We start from the raw sequence: 22,936 nt of genomic DNA on the forward strand, positions 1-22,936 counted from the left end.
GAACGTTGGCAGCGGGCGAATTAGTAGCCGATATGAAACAGGGCGTCGCCCTGGCTCACAACGGCGGCGTTGTTGTGGCCGATGATAAAGCCTTCGCGGGGCGACAGTATCCGTTTGCTCGGTTTGATGCCGTGGGGATCGTAGATCATGCCGATCGGCTCTCCGCGGCGGACGGCGAACCCGCTTCGTTTGCTCCATTGGAAGAGGCCCGCCCGGCTGGCGCGGACCCAGCTGCTGGCGCTCACGGTCAGCGGTTCCCGCTGCGGCCTTTCGGGCTGATGCTTGGCCATGCCCCGGGCATAGAGCAGTCGGCGCAGCCCGTCAAGCCCTTCGGCGATACCGTGACCGTCGTAGCGCAGGTTTTCTCCGCCTTCGTAGGTGAGTACGCTCAGGCCGAGGGATTTGTGGGCGGATCGGCGTAGCGATTTCGAAGGGGCCTTCGAGGCTACCATCACCGGTGGATTGAATTGTTTTGCCGCCTCGAATGCCTGGAGGTCACCGGGAGAATAACGGATCTGGGGATAATTGAACAGGCCGCGGCCGCCGGTATGGAAGTCGACGGCCAGGTCGCAATTAGCCAGCAGGTTCTTGCTTAATCCGGCGGCGATGCGGCTGGCCAGCGAGCCCGTGGCGGTGCCGGGAAAGCTTCGGTTGACGTCCTTGCCGTCGGGTACGTCGCGGCTGAAGTTGTTGAAGCCGTAGACGTTCAGGAGGGGGACCGCCACTACGGTACCCGCGATGATGTTGCTAAAGATTTTTTGCCGGATCGCCCGCCGTAGAATCTCCACGCCGTTGATCTCGTCGCCGTGGACCCCGGCAATAAAGAGCAGGGTGGGGCCGTCGCGGAAACTGCGGAAGACGTGGGCTTTAATCGATACTTCGTTGCCACTGGGCAGCTGGCCGGCCACTAGCTCCACGAGGCCGGACTGCCCGGGGTAAAACTCACCGTCCGCTACCGTCAGGGGCGTAATGTCGCTCATACTTTGCTTTCTGCGTAACTAATAATGGCTCCGGCAATATCGACCCGGGTAGCTCCTTCAATGCCCTCCAGTCCGGGACTGGCGTTCACCTCCATCACGAGCGGGCCGCGGTGGCTGTGGATGAGATCCACCCCGGCAATCTCCACGCCGATGACGGAAGCCACCCGTAGCACGAGGGCTTGCTCCTCCGGACTGAGGGTAACGGGGGTGGCGGTGGCGCCTCGGTGAATGTTGGCGCGAAACTCCCCGGCTACGGCTTTTCGCTGCATCGCGGCGACGATCCGGTCGCCGACCACGAAGGCCCGCAGGTCGCTGCCCTTGCTCTCCCGGATGTACTCCTGAAGCAGGATGCGGTCCTGAAGCTGAAGGAATCCCTCCGCTAACCGTTCCAGCTGATACAGGTTATGGGCGAGGGCGACCCCCACTCCGTGGGTGCTTTCCAGGAGCTTCACCACCACCGGGAAGGGGCCCAGTCGCTTAGCCACCTTGCGCACCTCGTAGACACTGAAGCAAAGCACGGTGCGGGGTACCCCGATCCCTTCCTGGGTGAGTCGCTGGAGGCAACTCATTTTGTCACGTGCCAGTAACAGGGCGTTGGCATCCAGGACGTGGGGAACGCCCATTACATCCAGCTGGCGGATGAGGGCCACGCCCCGGGTGGTGATATTGGCACCGATCCGCGGGATAGCTACTTCCGGTTCGTCGAAGGGCAGCCCGTTCATCAGGATGCTGCTTTTTTCGCCGTCCGCATAAGGGCTGCAGAGCGAATGGTCGACGACGCTAATCGCATGACCGCGCTGCTCGCCGGCTTCGACGAGCCGGCGGGTACTGTACAGGCCGGGGCCACGGGAGAAGACGGTAATCCGCATGGCGGCAAAGGTAAGACGCCTTTTGGCTATCTTGGGCGGTACACGATTTACCCGAGCCGTCGATGAAAACGCTGACCGTGGAACGCTTCTTTAATCTGGACGACCGGCCCGTCCTGCTCGATGTGCGTAGTCCCGGCGAATACCAGAACGGTCACGCTCCCGGAGCGGTTTCCTTACCCCTGTTTTCGGACGATGAGCGCGCCGAAGTCGGTACGCTGTACAAACAAGATAGCCCGGACTCGGCCCTCCTCCGCGGACTGGAAATCGCCGGCGGGAAAATGCGCGACCTCGTCGAATGCGCCCGCACCCTGGCACCGGGCGGCAGGGTGGTCGTGCAGTGCTGGCGGGGCGGGCAGCGCAGCGCGAGTGTGGCCTGGCTCCTGGACAAGGCGGGCATGGAGGTCTACCAACTCGAGGGCGGATATAAAGCCTACCGGACCTACGCCCGCGGCTGGTTGGAGCAGCCGCACCACCCGCTCCGGGTGCTCAGCGGGCCGACGGGATCCGGGAAAACCCGCATCCTCCACGAAATGGCGCGGATGGGCGCGGCCACGGTCGATCTGGAAGGCCTGGCCAATCATAAAGGTTCATCCTTCGGTGCCATAGGAGAGGACGAACAGCCTACGACTGAGGCATTTGAGAATCTGCTCTTTGAGAAATTGTACGGTATTCCGGCCGGGAACGAAGTTTGGGTAGAAGATGAAAGCCGCATGATCGGCACCGTCTGCCAGCCGGAGGCCTTTTACCAGCGGCTCCTGGCCGCCCCCGTGGTAGAAATAGTTCAAGCCGACGACTGGCGGGTAGCGAATCTGGTAGCAGCCTACGCGGGCTATCCGATCGACGAACTCAAGGAGGCCTTTAAGCGCCTTCGTAAACGACTCGGCGGTCAGCACGTGCAGCGGGCCCTGGAGCTACTCGACCAACGGGACTACGCCGCAGCCGCTCGCATCGCCCTGGTGTATTACGATAAGACCTACGCCCACTACGCCGATCGCAAAGGGGCCACCGAGTTGATTCGCTTCCTAGCCCGCGATGCGGACCCCTCCGTCATTGCCCGGGAAATCCTCGCGCTGCGGTGAAAGCGATGGTTGACGCCATAGACCGCCTGGTAGCCTCCATCGGCCGCGCCGTTGGCTGGTTGAACGTCCTGCTCATCGTGATCGTGGTGGTCGACGTGCTCCTGCGTTGGTTCTTCAGCCTCACGGCGGCCTGGGTCATCGAGCTGGAATGGCACCTATTTTCCCTCATCTTCCTGCTCGGCATTCCCTACGCCCTCCAGCAAGACCGCCACGTGCGGGTGGACCTCTTCTACGAGGACTTTACCGCCCGCGACAAGGGCATGGTCAATTTGGTCGGTGCCGCCCTGTTCCTGATTCCCTGGGCCATCGTACTGCTTTACACCAGCGCCAACTATGCCTACGAATCGTGGTCGTCGGGGGAGGGTAGCCCCAATCCGAACGGGCTTCCCTACTTCTTCCCGATCAAATCGGTGGTGCCCTTCGCCGCGGCCTTGCTCATCCTGCAGGGACTGGTCGAAGCGTGGCGGGCCGTCCGGCAGCTACGGCAATCCGACCGGATATGAGTCTGGCCGCACTCGCTCTGCTGCTGTTCGTCAGCATCTTCCTGCTGGTGCTGTACGGCTACCCGGTGGCCTTCACGCTGGGCGGCCTGAGCCTGATCTACGCCCTTTGTTTTCTCGACCTGAACGTGCTCACCCTGCTGCCGAACCGGGTGATGGGCGTGATGGAAAACTCCGTACTGCTGGCCGTACCGCTCTTCATCTTCATGGGCATCATGCTGGAAAAGAGCGGACTGGCGGAGCGGATGCTCAGCAGCATGGCCGGCCTATTCGGGCGGGTGCGCGGAGGCATGGCGATTTCCGTGGTGGTGGTGGGCGCCATGCTGGCGGCTTCTACCGGTATAGTTGGGGCGACGGTGATTACGATGGGGCTTATCAGCCTGCCGCCCATGCTGCGACGGGGGTATCCGGCACCGCTCGCTACGGGCGTGATCGCCGCCTCGGGTACGCTGGGGCAGATCATTCCCCCTTCGGTGGTATTAGTGTTGCTGGGGAGCGTGCTCCAGGTGAGTGTCGGCAGCCTGTTCCGGGCGGCGCTCTATCCGAGTTTGCTGCTGGTCGGCGCGTATATTGTTTACATCCTGTTGCTCGGAATAGTGCGACCGAAGAAGTTTCCCGAACGCGATGAACCGCTGCCGCGCGACCGGAAATTCTGGTTGAACGTATTGCAGAGTCTGTTCCTGCCGTTGCTGCTGATCCTGGCGGTACTGGGCAGTATTCTCGTCGGACTGGCCTCCCCAACGGAAGCGGCGGGCGTCGGCGCGGCAGGTGCCATGCTGCTCACCTGGACGCAAGGCCGGCTGGATAAGACAACCCTGGATACGGTCTGCCGGGATACGACCCACCTAACGAGTATGGTCTTTATGATCCTGCTGGGCGCCACCACCTTCTCCCTGGTTTTTCGCGAGCTGGGTGGCGATCGTTTTCTGGTTGCGCTGATCGAACGCAGCGACCTTCCCGAATACCAATTCCTGGCATTGGTGATGGTGGTCGTGTTCATTGCCGGATTCTTCATCGACTTTATCGAGATCGTCTTCATCATTGTGCCCGTAGTCACGCCGGTATTCGTCGCCTACGGTACCGACCTGATTTGGCTAGGTATTCTGCTGGGTATCAACCTGCAGACGAGCTTTCTTTCACCTCCCTTCGGCTTCGCGCTGTTTTACCTAAAGGGCGTAGCCCCTCCGGAGGTGACTACCGGCCATCTGTACCGGGGCATCGTACCCTTCCTAATCATCCAGATACTATTGTTGGCTACCGTAATCTTCTTCCCGGAATGGCTTGGGGTAAGGTAACGGAATCCAGACTCCGAGCCGATCAAGCTAATCGACCGTTACCTCTATTGTTTTGACATCCGTGGCATCCGCCCGGCGGGGTACCGTGATCACCAGGATCCCCTTGTCGTAGGTAGCGGTGATGGCTTCCTCGATCGTGTCGGCGGGTAAGGTTAGCTGCCGTTCGAAGGACTGGCGGGCGTATTCGCGGTGGAGGTAATCGTCGGTCTGTTCCTCCAGACTTTCCCCGTGCTCGGCCGAGACGGTTAGCATCCCGTTGGTGGCCGAAATCGTGAAGTCGGATTTGTCGTACCCCGGTACGGCGAGGGATACGACGAAGGCTTCTTCTTCCCGGGCGATGTTGACCGGCGGAAAGGCGATCTGCATCCGCCAGTCTCCTACCGGTCCGTGCGGGCTGGCGAAACGGGCCATGTTGGGAAAAAATGAGCTCATGCTTTGTTGGTTCCAGTTTGTCATGAGTGGTGGTATTTTGTTACTACCAACTTACCGCCCGCCCCGGGGGTGTTAGCTGCGGTATCTCCGCCTTCGCAATGATAAAAATCATCCACCCGCCGGTCGGCTTCGCTCCCGTTGGATATCGGATCGAGCTAACCTGGCACTAGAAGGCCCAACCCACTGGAATGAGGGTGGGGGGCTGGTGCGCTTCTCCCGCGCTCCGCCGCCCTAAAAGCCTCCGAGCCCTCTACCGTTTCGACCCGAAGCCCGCCGATAGCGGGGGATACCTAGGTGATCGGTTCGATGGGGATTTCCGGAGGCGTATCGCCGATCGCCACGTCATTATCGTCGACGATCAGGCACAGCAGGCCGGAAAGGGCGAAGGAGGCAGCTCCGACCAACAGCGCGTAAATGGACACGCCGCCAAGGAAGGTGGTGAGGATGAAGCCGAGCAAACCCGCTGCTACGATCTGCGGGATCACGATGAAAAAATTAAAAACCCCCATGTAGTAGCCCATCTTGTTGGGAGGAAGAATGCTACTGATGATGGCGTAGGGCATGGAGAGTATGCTCGCCCAGGCGATACCTACGCCGACCATCGAGAGCAGCAGCAGCTTGGGATCGCCGACAAAGTAAATGCTCCCGAGGCCGAGGGCACCGCAGAAGAGGGCCAGCAGGTGGGTGATTTTGCGGTTTAAGTAGCGGGCAAGCACGGGTAGCAGGAAGGCAACGAGGGCCGCTACGCCGTTGTAGACCGCGAAACATATCCCGACCCAGTCGGCACCCTCGTTGTAGGCTACCGAGTTGGTGTCGCTGGTGCCGTAAACGTGGCTGGTGACCGCGGGGGTCATGTAGATCCAAAGCGAGAAAAGGGCGAACCAGGAAAAAAACTGGACGGCCGAGAGCTGCACCATCGTCTTCGGCATGCGAAAGATGCCGAGAAAGGATTCCTTGATGCCGTCGTAAATCCCCTGGGCCGCATTTTCTTCCCGCAGTTGGTCCAGGTCGTCGGGTGGGTATTCCTTACTGTTGAAGACCGTCCACATCACGGCGCTGAAGTAGGCGATGCCGCCGAGGTAGAACGACCAGCGGACGGAATCGGGAATGGCCCCGTCCGCCGCGGTATTCGTAAGCCCGAACCAGTTGGTGAAGATGTAGGGCAGGGCGGAGGCGATCACCGCTCCGGTGCCGATGAAGAAACTCTGCATCGCAAAACCGCTCGTCCGCTGTTCGTTGGGGAGCATGTCGCCGACGAAGGCCCGGAAGGGTTCCATACTGATGTTGATGGAAGCGTCCAGGAGCCAAAGCATGAGGACGGCCATCCAGAGGGCCGTACTGTTAGGCATCAGGAAAAGGGCTACCGTGGCGAGGATTGCCCCGATCGCGAAGAAGGGGCGGCGACGGCCCCATTTTTCGCTCCAGGTGCGATCGCTGTAATAGCCGATAATGGGCTGGACGAGCAGACCCGTCACCGGGGCGGCTAGCCATAGGATCGGCAGTTCGTCCGGCGAGGCACCGAGGGTTTCGAAAATGCGGCTGACGTTGGCGTTCTGTAGGGCGAAGCCAAACTGAATACCGAGAAAGCCGAAACTCATGTTCCAGATTTCCCAGAACCCCAGCCGGGGCTTGTAGGAGCCGATGGATATTGTTGACATGACCGATACACGAACTGAATGGAAAATTGGGACAGGTAGAACCCGGTGGAGCTCCCCTCAACCCTTAGAAGTTATAATTCCCGTCAAAAGTGCAAATTATTCCGCAGCCCGCCGCTGGGGAATTGGCCCCGGGGGTGGTTATCTTCGCGCTTCCCACAAAACCACCGTACGGCATGTCTACAACCACCGCTTCCCTCTTATCCCAGCGCGTCCGCAACATGGAAGAGTCCGCTACCCTTCGCATGGCCCAATTGGGCCGGGAGGTGATGGCTCAGGGCCACGACGTGATTAGCCTCAGTCTCGGAGAGCCGGACTTCGATACCCCCGACCACATCAAGGAGGCCGCCAAGAAGGCGCTGGACGCCGGACAGACCAAGTACACCCCCGTTTCGGGAACGCTGGAACTCCGCAAGGCCATCTCCGAGAAATTCAAGCGGGAGAATAAGCTGGATTATGCTCCCTCCCAGATCGTGGTCAGCAACGGCGCCAAGCAGAGCATCGCGAACATCTGCTTCGCTCTGCTGGATGAGGGTGACGAGGCCGTGATCCTGGCCCCCTTCTGGGTTAGCTATTCGGCCATGGTTGAAGTAGCCGGCGGCAAGCCCGTTATCGTCGGTGCGGGGATCGATCAGGATTATAAAGTGACGCCCGCGGCCATCCGGGACGCGATCACCGACCGGACCAAATTCATTCTCTTCTCCAGCCCGTGTAACCCCACCGGCTCGGTATACACGGCCGACGAACTGGAAGCCATCGCTAAAATGCTGGCTGATTTTCCCGACGTCTACGTGGTCTCCGACGAGATCTACGAGCACATCAACTTCACCGGAGACCACGCCAGCATCGGCACCTTCCCGGAGGTAAAGGACCGCACCATCACCGTCAACGGCTTTTCGAAAGGGTTTGCCATGACCGGATGGCGCCTCGGCTACATCGGCGGCCCGCAGGATATCGCCGACGCCTGCACCAAGCTCCAGGGGCAGAACACCAGCGGCGCGAATAGCATCGCCCAGGCGGCAGGTGCCCATGCGCTGAATACCGATCTCGCCCCGACCGTGGCTATGAAGGAAGCTTTCGCCCGCCGGCGGGAGTTGATCATCGACGGACTGGAAAAAATCGAAGGGATGAAGGTGAACCGCCCCCAGGGTGCCTTCTACCTCTTTCCCGACGTCAGCGCCTTCTTCGGCAAATCCGACGGGGAAACCACCATCAAGGATGCCGACGAGCTGGCGGAATACCTCCTGGTCAAGGCTCACGTCGCCACGGTCGGTGGCGGCGCTTTCGGTGCCGCCGACTGCCTGCGGATCAGCTACGCGGCCAGTGAGGAGCAGCTGAAGCAGGCGGTGGAGCGGATCGCTTCGGCCCTGGGTACGCTTAGCTGATTGGTCCGCTTACTAAGCCTACAAGTAATCTAGGACTGTAAGGCGGTAGTTCGTTTGAATTTTCCTGCTGGCCAGTCACTTTCCCAGGGCGAGGCTTGCTAAGCCGAGATGATGCGTTTCACGTCTCGGCCTGGAAGGCGCTCGACCTTGGTCTTTTCTTGCCCGCCGGTTACGTTACCAGGGCGAGGCTTGCTAAGCCGAGATCGTGGGTTTCATGTCTCGGCCTGGAAGGCGCTCGACCCTGGATTCTCGTATTCCGCCAGTCACGTTCCCAGGTCGAGGCTTTCTAACCCGAGATGGCGCGTTTCGCGTCTCGGCCTGGAAGGCGCTCGACCTTGGATTTTCGTATTCCGCCAGTCATTTGTCAAGGTTGAGGCTCTGCTAGCCGAGATGGTGCGTTTCGTGTCTCGGCCTGGAAGGCGCTCGACCCTGGATTCTCGTATTCCGCCGGCCACGTTCCCAGGCCGAGGCTTGCTAAGCCGAGAGGGTAGGTCTCCGAGCCTGGTGGTTCCTCCACGCTTCTGAATTCTCTCGTCTACCTATGAACATCGTTATCCAATAGGAGATTTGCATTTTACCCCTTTATGCACTACATTTGTAGAACAATAACTACAAATGTCACAAGCAGAGCTTACTCCCGCGGAAGAGGGCATCATGAAGCACCTCTGGAAATTGCGCCGGGCCTATATGAAAGAATTGCTCGACGACCTCCCGGAGCCCAGGCCCGCAAAGACCACCGTGGCTACGCTGCTACGTCGGATGGTAGACAAGGATCTCGTAGGCTACGAGACCCACGGTAACAGCCGGCAGTACTTCCCGAAGATTTCCAAGGAGGCGTACTTCGGGCGCCGTATTCGGGGCATGGTCAACCAATTTTTCGGCGGGTCTTCCTTCGAGTTCGCTTCCTTCCTTACGGGGCAGGCGGAACTCTCCCGGGAAGAATTGGAAGAACTGCAGCGTATGATTAAAGACCAAATAGCGGAGACCAAATGATCACCTGGATGTACCTCGCAAAAGTGGCGGCCGCACAGGCAATATTCCTGGGCGCTTACTACGTCGTCCTCGATCGGACCTCCTTGGGTCACTTTAAGAGGTGGTACCTCCTGGCTTCGTTAGCCCTTTCGTTTCTGATACCGTATCTGCCCGTATGGCCCGCCGCAACCATGGCAAGTGTAGGCCAGGATTTTCCAGAGCCATTCGTTACGGTCCATCCGGACATTTTCATGGTCACTCCAGTTACCGAGAAGGTTTCCCGTATCAATTGGTTGGCATTCTCCCTATGGACGGTACACGGAATCGGGGTGATGTACCAGTTGGTCCGCGTAATCTACTTTCTATTTCACGTATGCCTACGCCTTGGGCACGGCAAGCACCACTCGGCCGGTTGGATTACGGAAGTCGTGCTGCCAGACGCCACTGCTCCCCATACTTTTCTCCGCTGGGTTTTCTACGGTCAGGCGGCCCGCCCAACACCGGCCGTTCTCGCCCACGAACACGCCCACGCACGGCAGGTGCATTCCCTCGATCGCCTGCTGATGGCTTTGCTCTGCGCAGCCTGGTGGTGGAATCCCTTGCTTTACCGATACTCACGCTGTATGGCGCAAAACCACGAATTGCTGGCCGATCGGGCCGTAATCCTGTCGGGTCATCCGGTTGCGGACTACCAGCGACAACTACTGAACGCGTTGCGGCATACCGGCCCGGCGCTCTACCTGGCCAGTACGGCCGACTATTCCCTTACTAAAAAACGCTTCTCCATGATGCTCCAATCCAAACCCTCACCACTACGGCGCCTGAGTAGCTATACTTTCGTTTTCGGAATAACGCTCTTCGCCGCTCTTTCTCTCGGCGGGCGCACTTCGGCATCGACGGACGCGTTTTTAGCCAGTCCAACGACACTAGGTTTCCCGACTCCCTCGCCTGCGAAGATTGTAGAGTTGTTTAGCCACGATACCATATTGCCGCCACCTCCGCCTCCGGCAAGCGTCCTGGCAAATATGAAGCCCATGCGGGCCAACCCACCAATGGATGTGGATCTGGTAGAATGGCGCGATCCCGAGGTTTTCGGAATTTGGGTGGACGGAACGCGTATTGACAATGATGCCCTCCGTGAGTTTACTGCGGAAGATTTTGCGCATCACCACAAAAGCCGACTGCTAGGTAATGCTAAGAATGCCGGCATCCACGACTATCAGGTCGATTTGTGGACGAAGAAATACTTCCACACTATCTGGCGGCCCGTAGGCGACGGAACCTACGAATGGATTGAAAAGAAAGCCCCGACTCCGGAAGGCCCCGACACGGGTAATTACCTGCCAGCCGTGGAGAGCATGCTGTTGCACCAGGCCGGCGGCCGACCAGCCGTTCCCAAGGTCGAAGGGTGCTGAGCTGAGCTTTTCCGCATACCTTTCTTAATACCCCTCCACGTCGTCATCCGGATTCCGGGGGTCGGCCGCAGCCTGCAAGCTACCGTCGGGCAATACCCGCACGGCCTTGATGACCGCCATCGAGTTTACTTCCCGAAACTGGTAACCGAGTTCCGTCAGACTATCCAGCACCCCGCCGGCGAGGGCATCGGTTTCGTACAGAATCTGGTCCGGCAACCACTGGTGGTGAAAGCGGGGCGCGGCTACCGCTTCGGGCAGTTCCATACCGTACTCCGCTACGTTCAGGAAAGTCTGGAGCACCGCGGTGATGATGGTCGATCCGCCGGGAGCGCCGATGACCATGAACAGCTCGCCCTCCTTCTCCACGATGGTGGGAGTCATGCTCGACAGCATCCGCTTGCCCGGCTCGATGGCGTTGGCCTCCTTGCCTACCAGGCCGAACATATTCGGTACGCCGGGCTTGGCGCTGAAGTCGTCCATCTCGTTGTTGAGGAAGAAGCCGCCACCGTCCACCATCACCTTGCTACCGTAGTTGCCGTTGAGCGTGGTGGTGATCGAGACCGCGTTGCCGAGGCTGTCCACGATGCTGATGTGGGTAGTCTCGAAGTTCTCTTTCATGGCTACCTGTCCGGCTACGGTAGTCACGCTGGTGCCGGCAGTATCGAAGCGGAAATCCGCCATGCGCTGCCGCAGATAGGCATCATCGAGCAGGGAATCCACCGGCACGGGGTAAAATTTGGCATCCCCCAGGTATTCCGCGCGGTCGGCGTAAGCTCGCCGCATCGCTTCGGCGATCACCTGCACCGAGCGCACGCTCTGGAAACCGTAATCACCCAGCGGGTAGGGCTCCACCATTTCGGCCATTTGCGCCAGGGCTACGCCGCCGCTGCTGCTGGGAGGCATGGAAAGGAGCCGGTACCCCTTGTAGTCTTTCGTAATCGGTTCTTTCCAGGCTGGCGCGTACGCCGCCAGGTCGTCCCGGGTGATGAGGCCGCCGCCACTTTCCATTTCGGCTACGATGAGGTCGGCCGTTTCCCCGGTGTAGAACCCGTCGCGACCGGCCTCCTGGATGCGGATGAGCGTGGCGGCCAGGTCCGGCTGCTTTACCTGCGCTCCGGCGCCCAAGGTGCTGTCGGAAAAAGGCGTGGTTTCGTTGAATTCGTTGAAGTCCGCGTGGTACCGCTTAAGGCGATCAATTTCCGATTCACTTAGGCGGTAGCCATCGCGGGCGAAGTCGATGGCCGGCTGCAGCAGTTCGGCCCAGGGCAGGGTGCCCAGCCGTTCGTGCATGGCCGCGATGCCCGCCACCGTCCCGGGTACGCCCACCGCCAGGTGACCGCGGGTACTCAACCCTTCGGTGACGTTGCCCGCCGTATCCAGGTACATGTCGCGGCTGGCGGCGGCCGGAGCCGTTTCCCGGTAGTCCAGGGAGAGGGTTGCTCCGTCCGCGGCCCGGTAAACCAGGAAACCCCCGCCGCCGATGTTGCCGGCGCGGGGAAAGACCACCGCCATGGCAAACTGCATGGCCACCGCGGCATCGATGGCGTTGCCCCCCCGACGTAGTACCTCTACCGCCGTACGCGTAGCCAGGGGATGGGGACCCGCGACGGCCGCCGTGGTAAAGGTGGCGGACTTCTGTGCTTCGTAGTCGACTTTAGGTTCCGAGCGACAACCGACTAGTAATAAGCAAAGTAGAAAGTATAGCTGCTTCATTTTTCGGGGTGTAGTGGGTGAGGGATGGGCGAGCACGTCTCGCCGGCCAGCGGAAGACTGCTCCCACAATGTAATGAAGCAACCGTCGATTTCGCTACTAGCGGAATAGGTTGCAACTTCGCCTTACCTAACCTTACGACATGCAAACCACCAATCACCTGCTGCTGGTACGCCCCGCTAATTTTGCCCGCGCCAGCGAAACCGTGGCGGACAATTCTTTCCAGGAACCCGTCTCCAACGAAAGCTTCCGCGAGATCGGCCGGCGGGCCATTGCGGAGTTCGACCATTTCGTCGGTCTGCTGAACCGCGTGGGCGTAACCACCCACGTTTTCGAAGACCAACCCGAGCCCGTCAAACCGGACGCCGTGTTTCCGAACAACTGGTTCTCCACTCACGAAAACGGTACGATCATCACGTACCCTAGCTTCTGGCCCCAGCGGCGGCTCGAACGCCGGGAGGATATCCTCACGTACTTTCGGGACAACTTCGATGTGACTCAGCATCTAGATCTATCGGTGTGGGAGGCGGAAGATTTGTTTCTGGAATCCACGGGTTCGGTATTACTCGACCGACGCGCCCGCGTGGCCTACGCCTGTCTGAGCCAACGCTGTAGCCCGGAAGCCCTGCACCGCTGGTGCGAGCTCATGGAGTACCAACCGATCACCTTCCATGGCCACGATGCGCGGGGAGAAGTGATCTACCATACCAACGTGATGATGGCTATCGGTACGAAAGACGTCCTGATCTGCCTGGATGCCATCCGCGACGAAGCCGAACGGGCGAAGGTGCGGGAAAGCCTCGCCCTGAGTGGCAAACGCATCATCGGCCTGTCGCTAGAGCAGATCGATCACTTCGCCGGCAATGCCCTGGAAGCCGTCACGCCGGAGGGGCCGGTGTGGATCATGTCCTCCGCCGCTTTTCACAGCCTGGACGAAATCCAGCGGCAGGCTCTGGTCGAACCGGAAGGGATGCGGATCGTCCACGCGGCCTTGGAAACCATCGAACGCTACGGCGGTGGTAGTGCCCGCTGTATGCTGGGGGAGATCTTCCTTAACCAATCTTAAGCGGGTTTAACTAAGCGTTATCACACAATGTAGGAGCTCTAGCCGTAGTTTCGTAACAAATGAGACGACATGAAAGCCCCGCAGATACCGCTAATTTTGCTAGTGGTGGGTGCCCTGGTTCTGAGCGCCCCCGGATGTAAATCCGTCGACAATCTCGTAGAAAGTGGCAACTACGAGCAGGCGATTTCTCTGGCTCAGCGCAAGCTGACCGGCAAGGACAAGAAAAATCCCAAGTTCGTAGCCGCCCTCGAGCAGGCCGTTAATCGCGCAAACGAGCGTGACATGGAGCGCGCCGAGTTCATGCAGCAGAAGAATGGCACCGACTGGACGCGTGTCCATGCCATCTACGATAACATCAAGCGCCGCCAGGATGCCCTGCGGCCCCTGCTCCCCCTCTATGATAAAAACGGGCGCAAGGCTACCTTCCGCTTCGTTCGCGCCGAGGAACTCGTGGTAGACGCCGAGGATCGGGCCGCCGACCAGCTCTACGCGGAAGCCGTCAGGCTACTAGCGGCGGGCCGTAGCGGCGACAAGGCCGCCGCCCGGGAAGCCTGGAGCACCTTCGAAACCGTGGAGCGCTACCGCCCGGACCATTTGGACAGTCGACAGCTCGCCCTGGAAGCCGAAGCGCTCGGCCGCGTGTACGTAGCCGTGGAATTAGCTAACGAAAGCCAGGCCTTCCTGCCGCGGGGCTTCGAGGAAGAACTGCTCCGCATCCAAACCGCCCAAATGGACGATCGCTGGCATGTCTACAATTTGAGCCCGGCCGACGACGGTACCTACGATTACCGGGCCCGCCTGGTGATCCGTGACATCGACGTCAGCCCGGAGCGGTTATCCGAGCGGTCCTACACCGAAGAAAAGGAAGTCACGGACGGGGAAGAATACGTGCTGGATGACAAGGGGAACGTAGCCAAAGATTCCTTAGGTAACGACATCAAGCAACCGAGGATCGTCCGGGTGAGTGCACGCGTCGTGGAAGTATTACAGCAAAAAACGGCCATCGTTTCCGGTAGCATGCAACTCTACGACGTCCGTCAGGGCAGGGTAGTGGACGACGAGGAGCTTACCGCGGAAGCCCGCTTTGAAAACTACGCCAGTACGTTCAACGGGGACAAGCGCGCACTTTCCCGGGAATCCCGCCAACGGATCGGCAACACCCCCCGGCAGTTTCCCTCCGACGAGCAGCTGGTGCTCGACGCCGCCAGTGTACTCAAGCCCATTCTACAGCAACGGCTTGCGGATAGCCGCAAGCTGATATGAGTTCGACGAACTTAGTCGTCATTTCCCGTTATTTGCCCTCACTCCGGAGATTCCGGAGGGGGGCTTTTCGTTCTACGAGCCCCGCCCGGTCCAGCACCCAAGCGTAGTCCCGCGCCGTCTCCCGCATCTGCTCGAAGCGCCCGGACGCGCCCCCGTGACCGGCCTCCATATTCGTGTGGAAGAGGATGTCGTTATCGTCGGTTTTCAGTTCGCGGAGCCGGGCCACCCACTTAGCGGGTTCCCAGTACTGTACCTGGCTATCGTGGTAGCCGGTGGTGACCAGCATCGGCGGATAGGCCTGGGCGGTAACCTGGTCTAGCGGACTGTAGCTTTTGATGTAGTGGTAATATTCCTCTTCGTTGGGGTTCCCCCACTCATCGTATTCGCCGGTGGTAAGGGGAATGCTGTCGTCGAGCATGGTGGTAACCACGTCTACGAAGGGTACCTGGGCTACGATCCCCGCCCACAGGTCCGGCTGCATATTAGCCACGGCGCCCATCAGGAGGCCGCCGGCGCTGCCGCCCATGGCGTACAGGCAGTCGGGGGAAGTGTACTGCTGTGCTACCAGCCACTTGCCGGCGTCGATGAAGTCGGTGAAGGTGTTCTTTTTCTTCAGCAGCTTGCCCTCCTCGTACCAGCGTCGGCCCATTTCTTCCCCGCCGCGGATATGGGCGATCACGAAGATCATGCCGCGGTCCAGCAGACTAAGTCGGGTGATGCTGAAGCTCGGGTCCAGACTATGGCCGTAGCTACCGTAGGCATACAATAGCAGCGGCGCGGAACCGTCTTTTGGCGTGCCCTTACGGTACACGATGCTCAGGGGCACCTGCGTGCCGTCCCGCGCCCCGGCGAAGGCGCGCTGGCTTTCATAGTTCTCCGGGTCGAAGTCGCCCAGCACTGGCTGTTGTTTTAAGAGGGTTTGCTCCCGCGTCCGCATATCGTAGTCGAAGGTGCTCGGCGGGGTGGTCATGCTTTGGTAGCCGAAGCGGACCACCTCGCTTTCGATGTCGGGATTAACGCTGGTGTAGGCCATATAGGCCTCGTCCTGGAAATCGATGTAATGCTCTTCCCCCTCGAAGGGGCGGATGCGCAGCTTATTCAGGCCCCGGTCGCGTTCGCTCACCACCAGGAAGTCCCGGAAGACGTCGATACCTTCCAGCAGGACGTGGTCCCGGTTGGGAATCACGGTTTTCCAGTGTTCCTTTCCGGTAGCGTCTTCCGGGGTCACCATCAGCTGGAAGTTTTCAGCATTGAGATTGGTGAGGACATAAAAGCGGTCGTCGATGTGCTCGATCGCGTACTCCAGTTTGCGTTCCCGCGGCTGAAAGATGCGGGCTTCGCCAAGGGGGTTATCCGCTTCCAGCAAGCGATATTCGGTGCTCACGGTCTGGGCCGATCCGATGATGATATATTTCCGCGATTTACTGCGGTAGACGTAGGCGCGGAAGGTTTCGTCGGTTTCTTCGTAGACGACCACGTCATCCTGGGGAGCGGTACCGAGTTCGTGGCGCATGATTTTGTAGGGGCGCAGGGCCTCGTCCTTTACGGAGTAGAAGATATACTTTCCATCGGCGCTCCAGACGCTGCCGCCGGTGGTGTTGGGTATCTGATCGGGCAGGTTCTGTCCGGTTAGCATATCCTTGATGTGGATCGTATAGATGCGCCGGCTGATCGTATCCTCCCCGTAGGTCACGTAGCGGTTGTCGTCGCTGACGGCCATGCCCCCGATGTGGTAGTAGTCGTAGGGTTCGGCCATCTCATTGACGTCGAACATCAACTGATCCTCGCTCTCCTCCACCGGCCGGCGGAAGTAGCGGGGGTATTGATCGCCCTTTTCATACTTGGTCAGGTATACGTAGCCACGGTTGGTGTAGGGTACGCTGCTGTCGTCTTCCTTCACCCGCCCCTTCATTTCCTGGAAAAGGTCTTCCCGGAACTGCTTCAGGTGGGCCATCTTGTCCTCGAAGTAGGCGTTTTCCGCTTCCAGGTGGGCGATGACTTCGGGACTGTCCCGCTCGTTCATCCAGTAGTAGTCGTCGGAGCGGGTATCGCCGTGCAGTAGTAGTTCTTTCTTGACTTTACGGGCCTTCGGTGGGGTCATATGCTGTTTTTTTCTGCGGCGGAGCGCGGGTGCAAAGTAACGCAGCCAACCGATAGCGGTTGACCGAACGACGAACGGATTAGGCCCTCCAGACTGCAGCGCAGTCAAACCCGTTGACCCCGCGAAGCATTCGCGGGACCAGCCAGGTCTAAAGTTCAGAAAACCACCACCATCCGAAAACCCGCCTGCACCAGCGCTCCGCCGCCCTATCCAAACACCGCAAAGATCCCGTACTCCAAAAAGAACAGCATCCAGACCCCCTGATAAAAGCGACCGATCGAGGTCTGATCATCCAGATCCAGCCTGCGGCCAAGGTATTCAAAACCCGCAAGCAGCGCCAACTGGCCCAAAGCAATACCGAGATGATCGATTCGCCAGGCGAATATGCCGACACCGAGCAACGTAGCACGAAAAACGAAGGCACCGACCAGGAACACCCAGCGGCGGTCCTTCACCAGCGACAGCGTGCGGATGCCATGGGCCGCGTCGCCTTCCGTATCGGGCAAGTCCTTGAACCAGGCGATAACGATACCAAAGGTGAAAATGGCGATGGTAAGCAGCCACACGGTCGTAGGAACGACCGGGTTTTCCCCCAGCCACCAACGGAAGTGGAGGTAGAGCAGCAGGTTTACGATCAACCCCCGCACTACGATGATGCAGAAGGCCGCCCAGAAATGAAAGCGTTTGAGCCGGATGGGCGGTACGCTGTAGGCCGTCCCGATCAGGATGCTGGCGATCACGGTAGCGGGGAGGAAGGGCATGTACAGGAAACACGTAGCGACGGCGAGGATGAGCGCCAAGCCGACGATCGCGTAGCCGGTCGTGATGGAGTAGGCCCCGCTGGCCAGTGGTAGGTAGGGTTTGTTGATGCGGTCTATTTCTACGTCCGTCAGCTGATTAAGCCCGGTGATGTAAACGTTCGCACAAAGGCAGCTGAAGAGCGTGATCCCGAAAAGGGCCCAGTTGCTGGTATCCAGGTGCCGGGCCGCCATGAGGTACAAAGCGAGTAGCGACACGGTGGTGCCGATCAGGGTATGGGCGCGGGAGAAGCGGAGAAACGTGATCATCGCTGGGCGTTAGTCGACCAGGGCGATGCAGCTGATCTCGACATTGACGTATTTCGGAAGATTGGCAACCTGAACGAGCGCCCGAGCCGGTGCGGTTGCTTCGTCGAAGTACGTAGCGTAGACGGCGTTGATGCGGCCGAAGTTCTCCATGTCGCTGACGAAGACCTCGCACTTAAGTACGTTTTCCATGCTGCTCCCACCGGCTTCCACGATGGCTTTGAGGTTGTCCAGAACGCGCCGGGTCTCCGTTTCGATATCGCTGGTGAGCAGGTCGCCAGACTGGGGGTCTAGGGCGATCTGGCCGCTGACGTAAAGCACGCCGTTCGCCAGGGTCGCCTGATTGTAGGCTCCTACGGGTGCCGGGGCGAGCCCGGTGGTGATGATTTGTTTGGGCATAGTGTGTAATTTGGCCGTAAGATAGCCGCAGTTGATAAAACACGGCTAGCCCGCCGGCGGTGCCGGCGGGCTAGCGATGAGAAAAAGGTAACCTAGTTAGAGTTAGTCTTCGTCTTCGGTGTTGTCTTCGGTATCCTCCACGACGATCTCCGGCGCCTTCACGATGATGTTGCCGTTGTAGTAGAGATTGCCTTCGCTGTCCTTATAGGCACGGTGGGGGCGGTGTAGTTCGCCGGTGGTCTGGCAGGTGGTGAGGGTAGGGGCAGTCGCTTTGTAATGCGTCCGGCGCTTCCGCTTACGTTGCTTCGAGATCCGGGACTTAGGATGTGCCATAACGTATATCTATTTTAAAGCTTAATTCTTGTTCAGGTCTTTGAGTACGTCCCAGGGGCTTGACGTTTCGTCGTCTTCCTGGGTTTTCAGGGGAGCTTCCTCGGCGTTATCGTAGGAAGCTTCGATGCGGTTCAAAAGGTCTTCGTCGCAGGGGTAGGGCGGTTCGCCGGACCGACAATCGTAGGTACGGATCATCGGGATCGACAAAACCACCGCCTCGTAAACGAAGGGGGCCAGGTTGAAATCGTTCGTATCCGGGTGAAGGTATACGATCTCGCCCTCGTCCTGCTGTTCGTTGGCTTCCGCCGTGAACTTGACAATCAGCTGGCTGCGATCGCTCACCGGCAAATCGATATCCGCCAAACAACGATCGCAGTGAGTGGCCACGGTGCCGGCGAAGTTGAGGTCGACGACCATCTCCCGACTCTGCTTGTCAACGATCAGGTGCAGATCGATATCCGCAACCTGAATAGGCGACTCGGGAAAGTTGGTCAGAAAGTCGCGATCCACCCGGAGATCAAACTCGTAAAAGCCTTTTCCAAGCCCCTTCAGAGGCAGTATAAAAGCGGATGGAGTAGACATAGCGTAATCGTTTTGAACCGGAATGGCACCCATTGGCACCTTAGGGACGTTTCAAAGTGGGCGCAAAGGTAAGATAAACCACCCGATAAACCAAGTTATTCCTGGGAATAGAAGGTGAGATAGCTGATTCTGGGTTCCCCGCTTTCTTCTTCCGGGTACTTTGCCGTCACCCGCAGCAAATTGGGGCCTTCCACCAGGGGGGCTTGGGCGATGTAAGCCAGTACCCCGAACTGTTTGCCCGCCTCGTTGTGGCGATACTGCCGGCGCAGATCGAATCGCTCGATGGGCCGGCCATTCAACTGCAGGCTTAGGTACTCGCGGGCGCAGGCCAGGGTTCGGGCGCGTTCCCGGGGATTACGTTGTTCCGGTGGGAGATCCTTGTCCACCTCGGCCACACTGCAATTGGCGTACATAAAGGCCGTCTCCCGGTCGGGCAGCGGAATCCAGACCGCGAGTACGGAATCGCTGACCGAGACGGATTCGTCCAGTTCCGGGCGGTAGTAGATGCCCGTATAATCGCCTTCTTCCGGATAGGCGTCCATCACCCGTGTCGAGTCATTGGCCATCCGGTGATATACCCTGTCGAGGAAGAAGGGGACGTTATCATCCGTCAACATGGTGGCCATACCTACTACGATGATCAGCACCATCCCCCCGGCGAAGTACAGGACGAAGGCTTTACTGTCTGCATAGTAAGAGGTTACCAGATTCGTGGAAGTAGTAATGTAACGCCGGGCCACGGGGTAGGTAAAGCGGGAGATCAACATGGCGACCGGCCACTGGTACCGACGCACGAAGGGGGTATCCCGAAATCGCCTGGTATGGCTGAGCATTACCAGGACGCTGATTAACAGCAAGGGGGAGAGTACGCAGGCGATCAAAAGTAGGATCTGCCGGGGGTCCAGCCCCATGCCCATCAGCCAGGAATGGACGAATACCAGTCCGAGCCCTACCAATCCGAAGTTCACGAACACCCCGGCGATCCCGAAGGCCACGCCGAAAATGCCACTGCCCAGTCGGTCCAGTCGCTGAATGAAGCCGTCGATGTCGCCGTAGGCTTCCCGCATATGCTCCTGGTAGTGGGCGCTGAATTTATCGTTGGTCTTGAACCCGCCCGGGTACACGGAATTCAGGCCGATCAGTCCGATCCAGAGCGCCCGCACAATGAAGTGAAAGATGAAGGTGAAGATCAGGCCGGTGGCGAGCAGCCGCCAGTAGACCACGGTGACGTAAGCGATGAAAAGCGTATCGCGGTCAAAATTCAGCAGGCAGTAATTCTCGAATTGCATCAGCAGGCCCGGAAGCTGCAGGCTCCCGAGGATCGCCGCACCGGAAATGATGAGTTCCGGCTGCCAACTCTCCTGCTCCATCTTGCGGAGCCACTTGGGTTTGCGCTGTTCCGGCTGCTGCGTCATGCTCCCGAAGTTACCGCACCAGCGTCACTTCTCCGTCCTCCTGTAGCTCTACGCCGTCCTGGCGAAATTTGGCGAGGTACAGGTAAACGTCCGCGGGCTGGGGCGTTCCGTCCTTCGTCCCGTCCCAGCCTTCCTGCGGGTCGTCGCTGGTGAAGACCTTCTGGCCCCAGCGGTCGTACACGATCATGGTGTAGTCGGTGATGGTGCCGTTGTAGAAGAGCCGAAAGCGGTCGTTCCGGCCGTCGCTATCGGGCGAAAAGAAGTCCGGAACCTCTACCCGCGATTGTTCAACGTTGAGGAACACCGTGGCTTCGAATACGCAGCCACCCTGCTCGCTGGTTAGCGTCACCGTATAGCTAAGGGGCTCCGGCGCTCCGTCCGCACGGGGAATATCGACCGTGATGGTCTGGCCATTGGCGGATGACGGATCGTAGTTGCCGCTCCAGGAGTAGGAGAAGTTCAGGTCACCCGGGACGGAAGCTTCCAGCGTTACGCTGCCGCCGGCGAAAACGCTGCCCCCGTTCGGGACCACCGTTCCGTCGGGCAGGGTGATCAGCACCTGGGGGTCGAGGTCCGCGCCGAGTATCTCTACCGTCACCGTATCGGTAGCGGTGGTACAGCCGAGCGCGTCAGTGAAGGTAACGGTGTAGACGCCGGGGGCGGGGTCGTCGACCGAAATACGCTGGCCGCTCTGGTTCACGCCGCTGGGCAACGTCCAGACGTAGGTTCCCGTGATTTCGGATGGTGTTACCGCGGCGGTGAGGGTAAGGGGCTGGCCCGCGCAGACCGTGGTCGGAGCCGTAGCCTCGACCGTATAGTCGGTAGCCAGGACCAATTGGATGGTCTGTTCGCTCACGCCGCATTCACTGGTCGTTTCGATGGTGTACGTGGTCGTTTCCGTGGGGGTGACGAATGTAGCCGGGTCGCTGACGTCAATACCGCCGCCGGTAATGCGGTAGGTGTAGGTCGGTACCACGCCACCGACAATCAGCTGCCGGGTGTCGCCCGGACAGAGCAGGGTCGCTTCCGTAAGCTGGGGTTCGAGGTTGGGCACTACTTCGATGGTGTAGGTCAGTTCCGAACTACAATCGGAGGCATCCGTCTCGGTCTGAATGGTATACTGGGTGGTCTCCTGCACCGTGGCTATCGGGTTGAGGCAGTCGGTACAACTTAGCGTACCGAGGGGATCTTCCCAGCTGAGCGTACCCTCGCCGCTCTGGAAGGTGGCCGTTATTTGTAGCTCTTGGCCCGGGCAGACTACCGGGTTGGCGGGCTCGAAGGTGACTACGGGAGGTTCCACTACGTTGACCGTGATGCTGGTGGTATCAACGCATGCGCCATTCGTGGTCGTCCGGACCAGTTCCGCCGTGTCCTGACCGATGAAAACCGCATTGTACAGATCGTCCGGACTCTGCAGCCCGGGGGCCGGGCTCCACTCGTGGGTGATCAGCGGAAAGTCGCCCACGTCATAGACGGGCGATAGTACGTAAAAGGTATCTCCCTGACAGTACGGATCCTTTTCCGGTTCGAGCATCATGCTCAGGTCCTGGGGAAGGCTATCGAGACGGACGGCGACGGAATCGATGCGGGGGCATCCGTTGATCGTCGCTTCGGCGTAGTAGGTGATGTCGGCGGTCGGCAATACCCTGATGGAACTTCCCCTCGTCGAAGCTCCGGTGAACCGGGCCGGTCGCCAGGTAACCGAGGTGGCGGAGGTAGCCACGGAAAGGGTAATGGAATCCGTCCCCAGGCAGGCGAGTACCGTATCCTGCTGTACGTCAAAACGAGCCGGCGTGACGTTGATATTCACTACCTGTTCTACTTCACACTCCCCGTTCTCCGAACGGGCCAGGAGGGTGAAAATAGTGTCCTTGAACAGGGTAAAGGTGAAGTTCGGATCATCGGTCACCGCGAGGAGGGAATCACCCCCGCGCAGGGTGTAGATCGTGTTGCCGACATCGGTAACGGGGGTTTGCAGCAGGTCGATCGGGGTACCTTCGCACACCGTGGTATTCTCGATCAGCTCCGGCACCACGAGGCGGTCGACGTCGAAGTAGACGCTGTCTACTACCGAGCAGCCATTGGATCCCGTTGCCCGTACCCGGATAAAGCCACTACTGGTGGGGCGGACCCGTGGACTTGGATCAGTAGCGGGATCGACCAGCGCCGAGGCGGGTGACCAGCTATAGGTCGGATTATCGATGTCGGTGGTGACCGAAAGCTCCACGGTCTGACCGGAGCAGATAGCCACCTCGTCGCCGTTAGTGATCGTAAGCGTCCCACAGGGTGATTGGGCGCCGATCCCGGAAACCGAAAAAATAAGAGCCAGGAAAGCAAGCAATTGTTTTTGGATCATAAGTCGGCGCCAGCTGATGGTTGGGCGGGCAAAGTACGAATTTTACCAATGGCTCCCGCACCCG

The 22,936-nt window shown here is 59.4% G+C and carries 20 protein-coding genes; 8 read left to right on the top strand and 12 right to left on the bottom strand.

From position 1 onward, the window contains the following. Window positions 1-20 precede the first annotated feature (20 nt). Both CLV84_RS16490 and CLV84_RS16495 read right to left on the bottom strand, forming a co-directional pair. A complete protein-coding gene (locus CLV84_RS16490) occupies window positions 21-980 on the bottom strand; it encodes a succinylglutamate desuccinylase/aspartoacylase family protein (RefSeq protein WP_245911538.1) in 960 nt (319 codons plus the stop codon). Then, the gene (locus tag CLV84_RS16495) at window positions 977-1,849 is read right to left on the bottom strand and encodes an ATP-grasp domain-containing protein (RefSeq protein ID WP_104420856.1); all 873 of its coding nucleotides are present in this window, start codon (window positions 1,847-1,849) and stop codon (window positions 977-979) included. The genes CLV84_RS16490 and CLV84_RS16495 overlap by 4 nt, the downstream gene beginning before the upstream one ends. Window positions 1,850-1,911: 62 nt before the next feature. Between CLV84_RS16495 and mnmH the strand changes: the two genes are divergently transcribed. Genes mnmH through CLV84_RS16510 form a run of 3 tightly spaced genes read left to right on the top strand, consistent with a single transcriptional unit; the run spans window position 1,912 to window position 4,723 of the window. After that, entirely contained in the window at window positions 1,912-2,928 is a 1,017-nt protein-coding gene (mnmH, locus tag CLV84_RS16500) for a tRNA 2-selenouridine(34) synthase MnmH (protein WP_104420857.1), read from the top strand. 5 nt (window positions 2,929-2,933) lie between these two features. Next, window positions 2,934-3,431: a TRAP transporter small permease subunit gene (locus tag CLV84_RS16505; RefSeq protein ID WP_104420858.1), complete on the top strand. Its 498-nt coding sequence runs from the start codon at window positions 2,934-2,936 to the stop codon at window positions 3,429-3,431. Next, complete coding sequence (locus CLV84_RS16510; RefSeq protein ID WP_104420859.1) at window positions 3,428-4,723, top strand: TRAP transporter large permease; 1,296 nt, start codon at window positions 3,428-3,430, stop codon at window positions 4,721-4,723. Before CLV84_RS16505 ends, CLV84_RS16510 begins: the two co-directional genes overlap by 4 nt. A gap of 27 nt (window positions 4,724-4,750) precedes the next feature. Here the strand turns inward: CLV84_RS16510 and CLV84_RS16515 are convergent, their stop codons facing one another. Together CLV84_RS16515 and CLV84_RS16520 are read right to left on the bottom strand one after the other, a co-directional pair. Further along, window positions 4,751-5,155 carry an Hsp20/alpha crystallin family protein gene (locus CLV84_RS16515; protein WP_170067749.1) on the bottom strand — a complete coding sequence of 135 codons (405 nt, stop codon included), beginning with the start codon at window positions 5,153-5,155 and terminating at the stop codon, window positions 4,751-4,753. A gap of 290 nt (window positions 5,156-5,445) precedes the next feature. Continuing rightward, window positions 5,446-6,813 carry an MFS transporter gene (locus CLV84_RS16520; protein WP_211295275.1) on the bottom strand — a complete coding sequence of 456 codons (1,368 nt, stop codon included), beginning with the start codon at window positions 6,811-6,813 and terminating at the stop codon, window positions 5,446-5,448. Between the two features lie 173 nt (window positions 6,814-6,986). Between CLV84_RS16520 and CLV84_RS16525 the strand changes: the two genes are divergently transcribed. The 3 genes from CLV84_RS16525 (at window position 6,987) to CLV84_RS16535 (ending at window position 10,582) form a co-directional block, all read left to right on the top strand. Further along, window positions 6,987-8,195, top strand: a complete 1,209-nt coding sequence (locus CLV84_RS16525; RefSeq protein ID WP_104420861.1) for a pyridoxal phosphate-dependent aminotransferase — start codon at window positions 6,987-6,989, stop codon at window positions 8,193-8,195. Between the two features lie 615 nt (window positions 8,196-8,810). Continuing rightward, entirely contained in the window at window positions 8,811-9,188 is a 378-nt protein-coding gene (locus CLV84_RS16530; protein ID WP_104420862.1) for a BlaI/MecI/CopY family transcriptional regulator, read from the top strand. 230 nt (window positions 9,189-9,418) lie between these two features. Beyond that, window positions 9,419-10,582 carry a M56 family metallopeptidase gene (locus tag CLV84_RS16535; RefSeq protein ID WP_170067750.1) on the top strand — a complete coding sequence of 388 codons (1,164 nt, stop codon included), beginning with the start codon at window positions 9,419-9,421 and terminating at the stop codon, window positions 10,580-10,582. 24 nt (window positions 10,583-10,606) lie between these two features. On the opposite strand, the gene ggt is transcribed toward CLV84_RS16535, so the two are convergent. Then, a complete protein-coding gene (ggt, locus tag CLV84_RS16540; RefSeq protein WP_104420864.1) occupies window positions 10,607-12,295 on the bottom strand; it encodes a gamma-glutamyltransferase in 1,689 nt (562 codons plus the stop codon). A gap of 140 nt (window positions 12,296-12,435) precedes the next feature. Between ggt and ctlX the strand changes: the two genes are divergently transcribed. Next, entirely contained in the window at window positions 12,436-13,359 is a 924-nt protein-coding gene (gene ctlX, locus CLV84_RS16545) for a citrulline utilization hydrolase CtlX (RefSeq protein WP_104420865.1), read from the top strand. A 69-nt stretch (window positions 13,360-13,428) separates the two neighbouring features. Then, window positions 13,429-14,622, top strand: a complete 1,194-nt coding sequence (locus CLV84_RS16550; RefSeq protein ID WP_104420866.1) for a hypothetical protein — start codon at window positions 13,429-13,431, stop codon at window positions 14,620-14,622. Between the two features lie 28 nt (window positions 14,623-14,650). Here the strand turns inward: CLV84_RS16550 and CLV84_RS16555 are convergent, their stop codons facing one another. The 7 genes from CLV84_RS16555 to CLV84_RS16585 all read right to left on the bottom strand — a co-directional run bounded on the left by CLV84_RS16555 (window position 14,651) and on the right by CLV84_RS16585 (window position 22,872). Beyond that, the gene (locus tag CLV84_RS16555; RefSeq protein ID WP_104420867.1) at window positions 14,651-16,723 is read right to left on the bottom strand and encodes a S9 family peptidase; all 2,073 of its coding nucleotides are present in this window, start codon (window positions 16,721-16,723) and stop codon (window positions 14,651-14,653) included. Between the two features lie 206 nt (window positions 16,724-16,929). Next, window positions 16,930-17,790: a homogentisate phytyltransferase gene (locus tag CLV84_RS16560; protein WP_104420868.1), complete on the bottom strand. Its 861-nt coding sequence runs from the start codon at window positions 17,788-17,790 to the stop codon at window positions 16,930-16,932. A gap of 9 nt (window positions 17,791-17,799) precedes the next feature. Continuing rightward, on the bottom strand, window positions 17,800-18,186 hold the full coding sequence (locus CLV84_RS16565; RefSeq protein ID WP_104420869.1) for a Rid family detoxifying hydrolase: 387 nt from the start codon (window positions 18,184-18,186) through the stop codon (window positions 17,800-17,802). 102 nt (window positions 18,187-18,288) lie between these two features. After that, window positions 18,289-18,519, bottom strand: a complete 231-nt coding sequence (gene rpmF, locus CLV84_RS16570; RefSeq protein ID WP_104420870.1) for a 50S ribosomal protein L32 — start codon at window positions 18,517-18,519, stop codon at window positions 18,289-18,291. Window positions 18,520-18,540: 21 nt separating this feature from the next. Further along, window positions 18,541-19,101 carry a YceD family protein gene (locus tag CLV84_RS16575; protein ID WP_170067751.1) on the bottom strand — a complete coding sequence of 187 codons (561 nt, stop codon included), beginning with the start codon at window positions 19,099-19,101 and terminating at the stop codon, window positions 18,541-18,543. Between the two features lie 95 nt (window positions 19,102-19,196). Next, a complete protein-coding gene (locus CLV84_RS16580) occupies window positions 19,197-20,516 on the bottom strand; it encodes a hypothetical protein (protein WP_104420872.1) in 1,320 nt (439 codons plus the stop codon). Between the two features lie 10 nt (window positions 20,517-20,526). Beyond that, entirely contained in the window at window positions 20,527-22,872 is a 2,346-nt protein-coding gene (locus CLV84_RS16585) for a T9SS type B sorting domain-containing protein (protein WP_104420873.1), read from the bottom strand. Window positions 22,873-22,936: the final 64 nt, after the last annotated feature.

The sequence above is a fragment of the Neolewinella xylanilytica genome, assembly GCF_002934605.1.
Classification (GTDB): Bacteria; Bacteroidota; Bacteroidia; order Chitinophagales; family Saprospiraceae; genus Neolewinella; species Neolewinella xylanilytica.

Excerpts from the sequence above, each read along its gene's own strand:
- CLV84_RS16490 (WP_245911538.1), bottom strand. The coding sequence starts at position 980 with ATGAGCGACATTACGCCCCTGACGGTAGCGGACGGTGAGTTTTACCCC.
- CLV84_RS16495 (WP_104420856.1), bottom strand. The coding sequence starts at position 1,849 with ATGCGGATTACCGTCTTCTCCCGTGGCCCCGGCCTGTACAGTACCCGC.
- mnmH (WP_104420857.1), top strand. The coding sequence starts at position 1,912 with ATGAAAACGCTGACCGTGGAACGCTTCTTTAATCTGGACGACCGGCCC.
- CLV84_RS16505 (WP_104420858.1), top strand. The coding sequence starts at position 2,934 with ATGGTTGACGCCATAGACCGCCTGGTAGCCTCCATCGGCCGCGCCGTT.
- CLV84_RS16510 (WP_104420859.1), top strand. The coding sequence starts at position 3,428 with ATGAGTCTGGCCGCACTCGCTCTGCTGCTGTTCGTCAGCATCTTCCTG.
- CLV84_RS16515 (WP_170067749.1), bottom strand. The coding sequence starts at position 5,155 with ATGAGCTCATTTTTTCCCAACATGGCCCGTTTCGCCAGCCCGCACGGA.
- CLV84_RS16520 (WP_211295275.1), bottom strand. The coding sequence starts at position 6,813 with ATGTCAACAATATCCATCGGCTCCTACAAGCCCCGGCTGGGGTTCTGG.
- CLV84_RS16525 (WP_104420861.1), top strand. The coding sequence starts at position 6,987 with ATGTCTACAACCACCGCTTCCCTCTTATCCCAGCGCGTCCGCAACATG.
- CLV84_RS16530 (WP_104420862.1), top strand. The coding sequence starts at position 8,811 with ATGTCACAAGCAGAGCTTACTCCCGCGGAAGAGGGCATCATGAAGCAC.
- CLV84_RS16535 (WP_170067750.1), top strand. The coding sequence starts at position 9,419 with ATGGTCACTCCAGTTACCGAGAAGGTTTCCCGTATCAATTGGTTGGCA.
- ggt (WP_104420864.1), bottom strand. The coding sequence starts at position 12,295 with ATGAAGCAGCTATACTTTCTACTTTGCTTATTACTAGTCGGTTGTCGC.
- ctlX (WP_104420865.1), top strand. The coding sequence starts at position 12,436 with ATGCAAACCACCAATCACCTGCTGCTGGTACGCCCCGCTAATTTTGCC.
- CLV84_RS16550 (WP_104420866.1), top strand. The coding sequence starts at position 13,429 with ATGAAAGCCCCGCAGATACCGCTAATTTTGCTAGTGGTGGGTGCCCTG.
- CLV84_RS16555 (WP_104420867.1), bottom strand. The coding sequence starts at position 16,723 with ATGACCCCACCGAAGGCCCGTAAAGTCAAGAAAGAACTACTACTGCAC.
- CLV84_RS16560 (WP_104420868.1), bottom strand. The coding sequence starts at position 17,790 with ATGATCACGTTTCTCCGCTTCTCCCGCGCCCATACCCTGATCGGCACC.
- CLV84_RS16565 (WP_104420869.1), bottom strand. The coding sequence starts at position 18,186 with ATGCCCAAACAAATCATCACCACCGGGCTCGCCCCGGCACCCGTAGGA.
- rpmF (WP_104420870.1), bottom strand. The coding sequence starts at position 18,519 with ATGGCACATCCTAAGTCCCGGATCTCGAAGCAACGTAAGCGGAAGCGC.
- CLV84_RS16575 (WP_170067751.1), bottom strand. The coding sequence starts at position 19,101 with ATGTCTACTCCATCCGCTTTTATACTGCCTCTGAAGGGGCTTGGAAAA.
- CLV84_RS16580 (WP_104420872.1), bottom strand. The coding sequence starts at position 20,516 with ATGACGCAGCAGCCGGAACAGCGCAAACCCAAGTGGCTCCGCAAGATG.
- CLV84_RS16585 (WP_104420873.1), bottom strand. The coding sequence starts at position 22,872 with ATGATCCAAAAACAATTGCTTGCTTTCCTGGCTCTTATTTTTTCGGTT.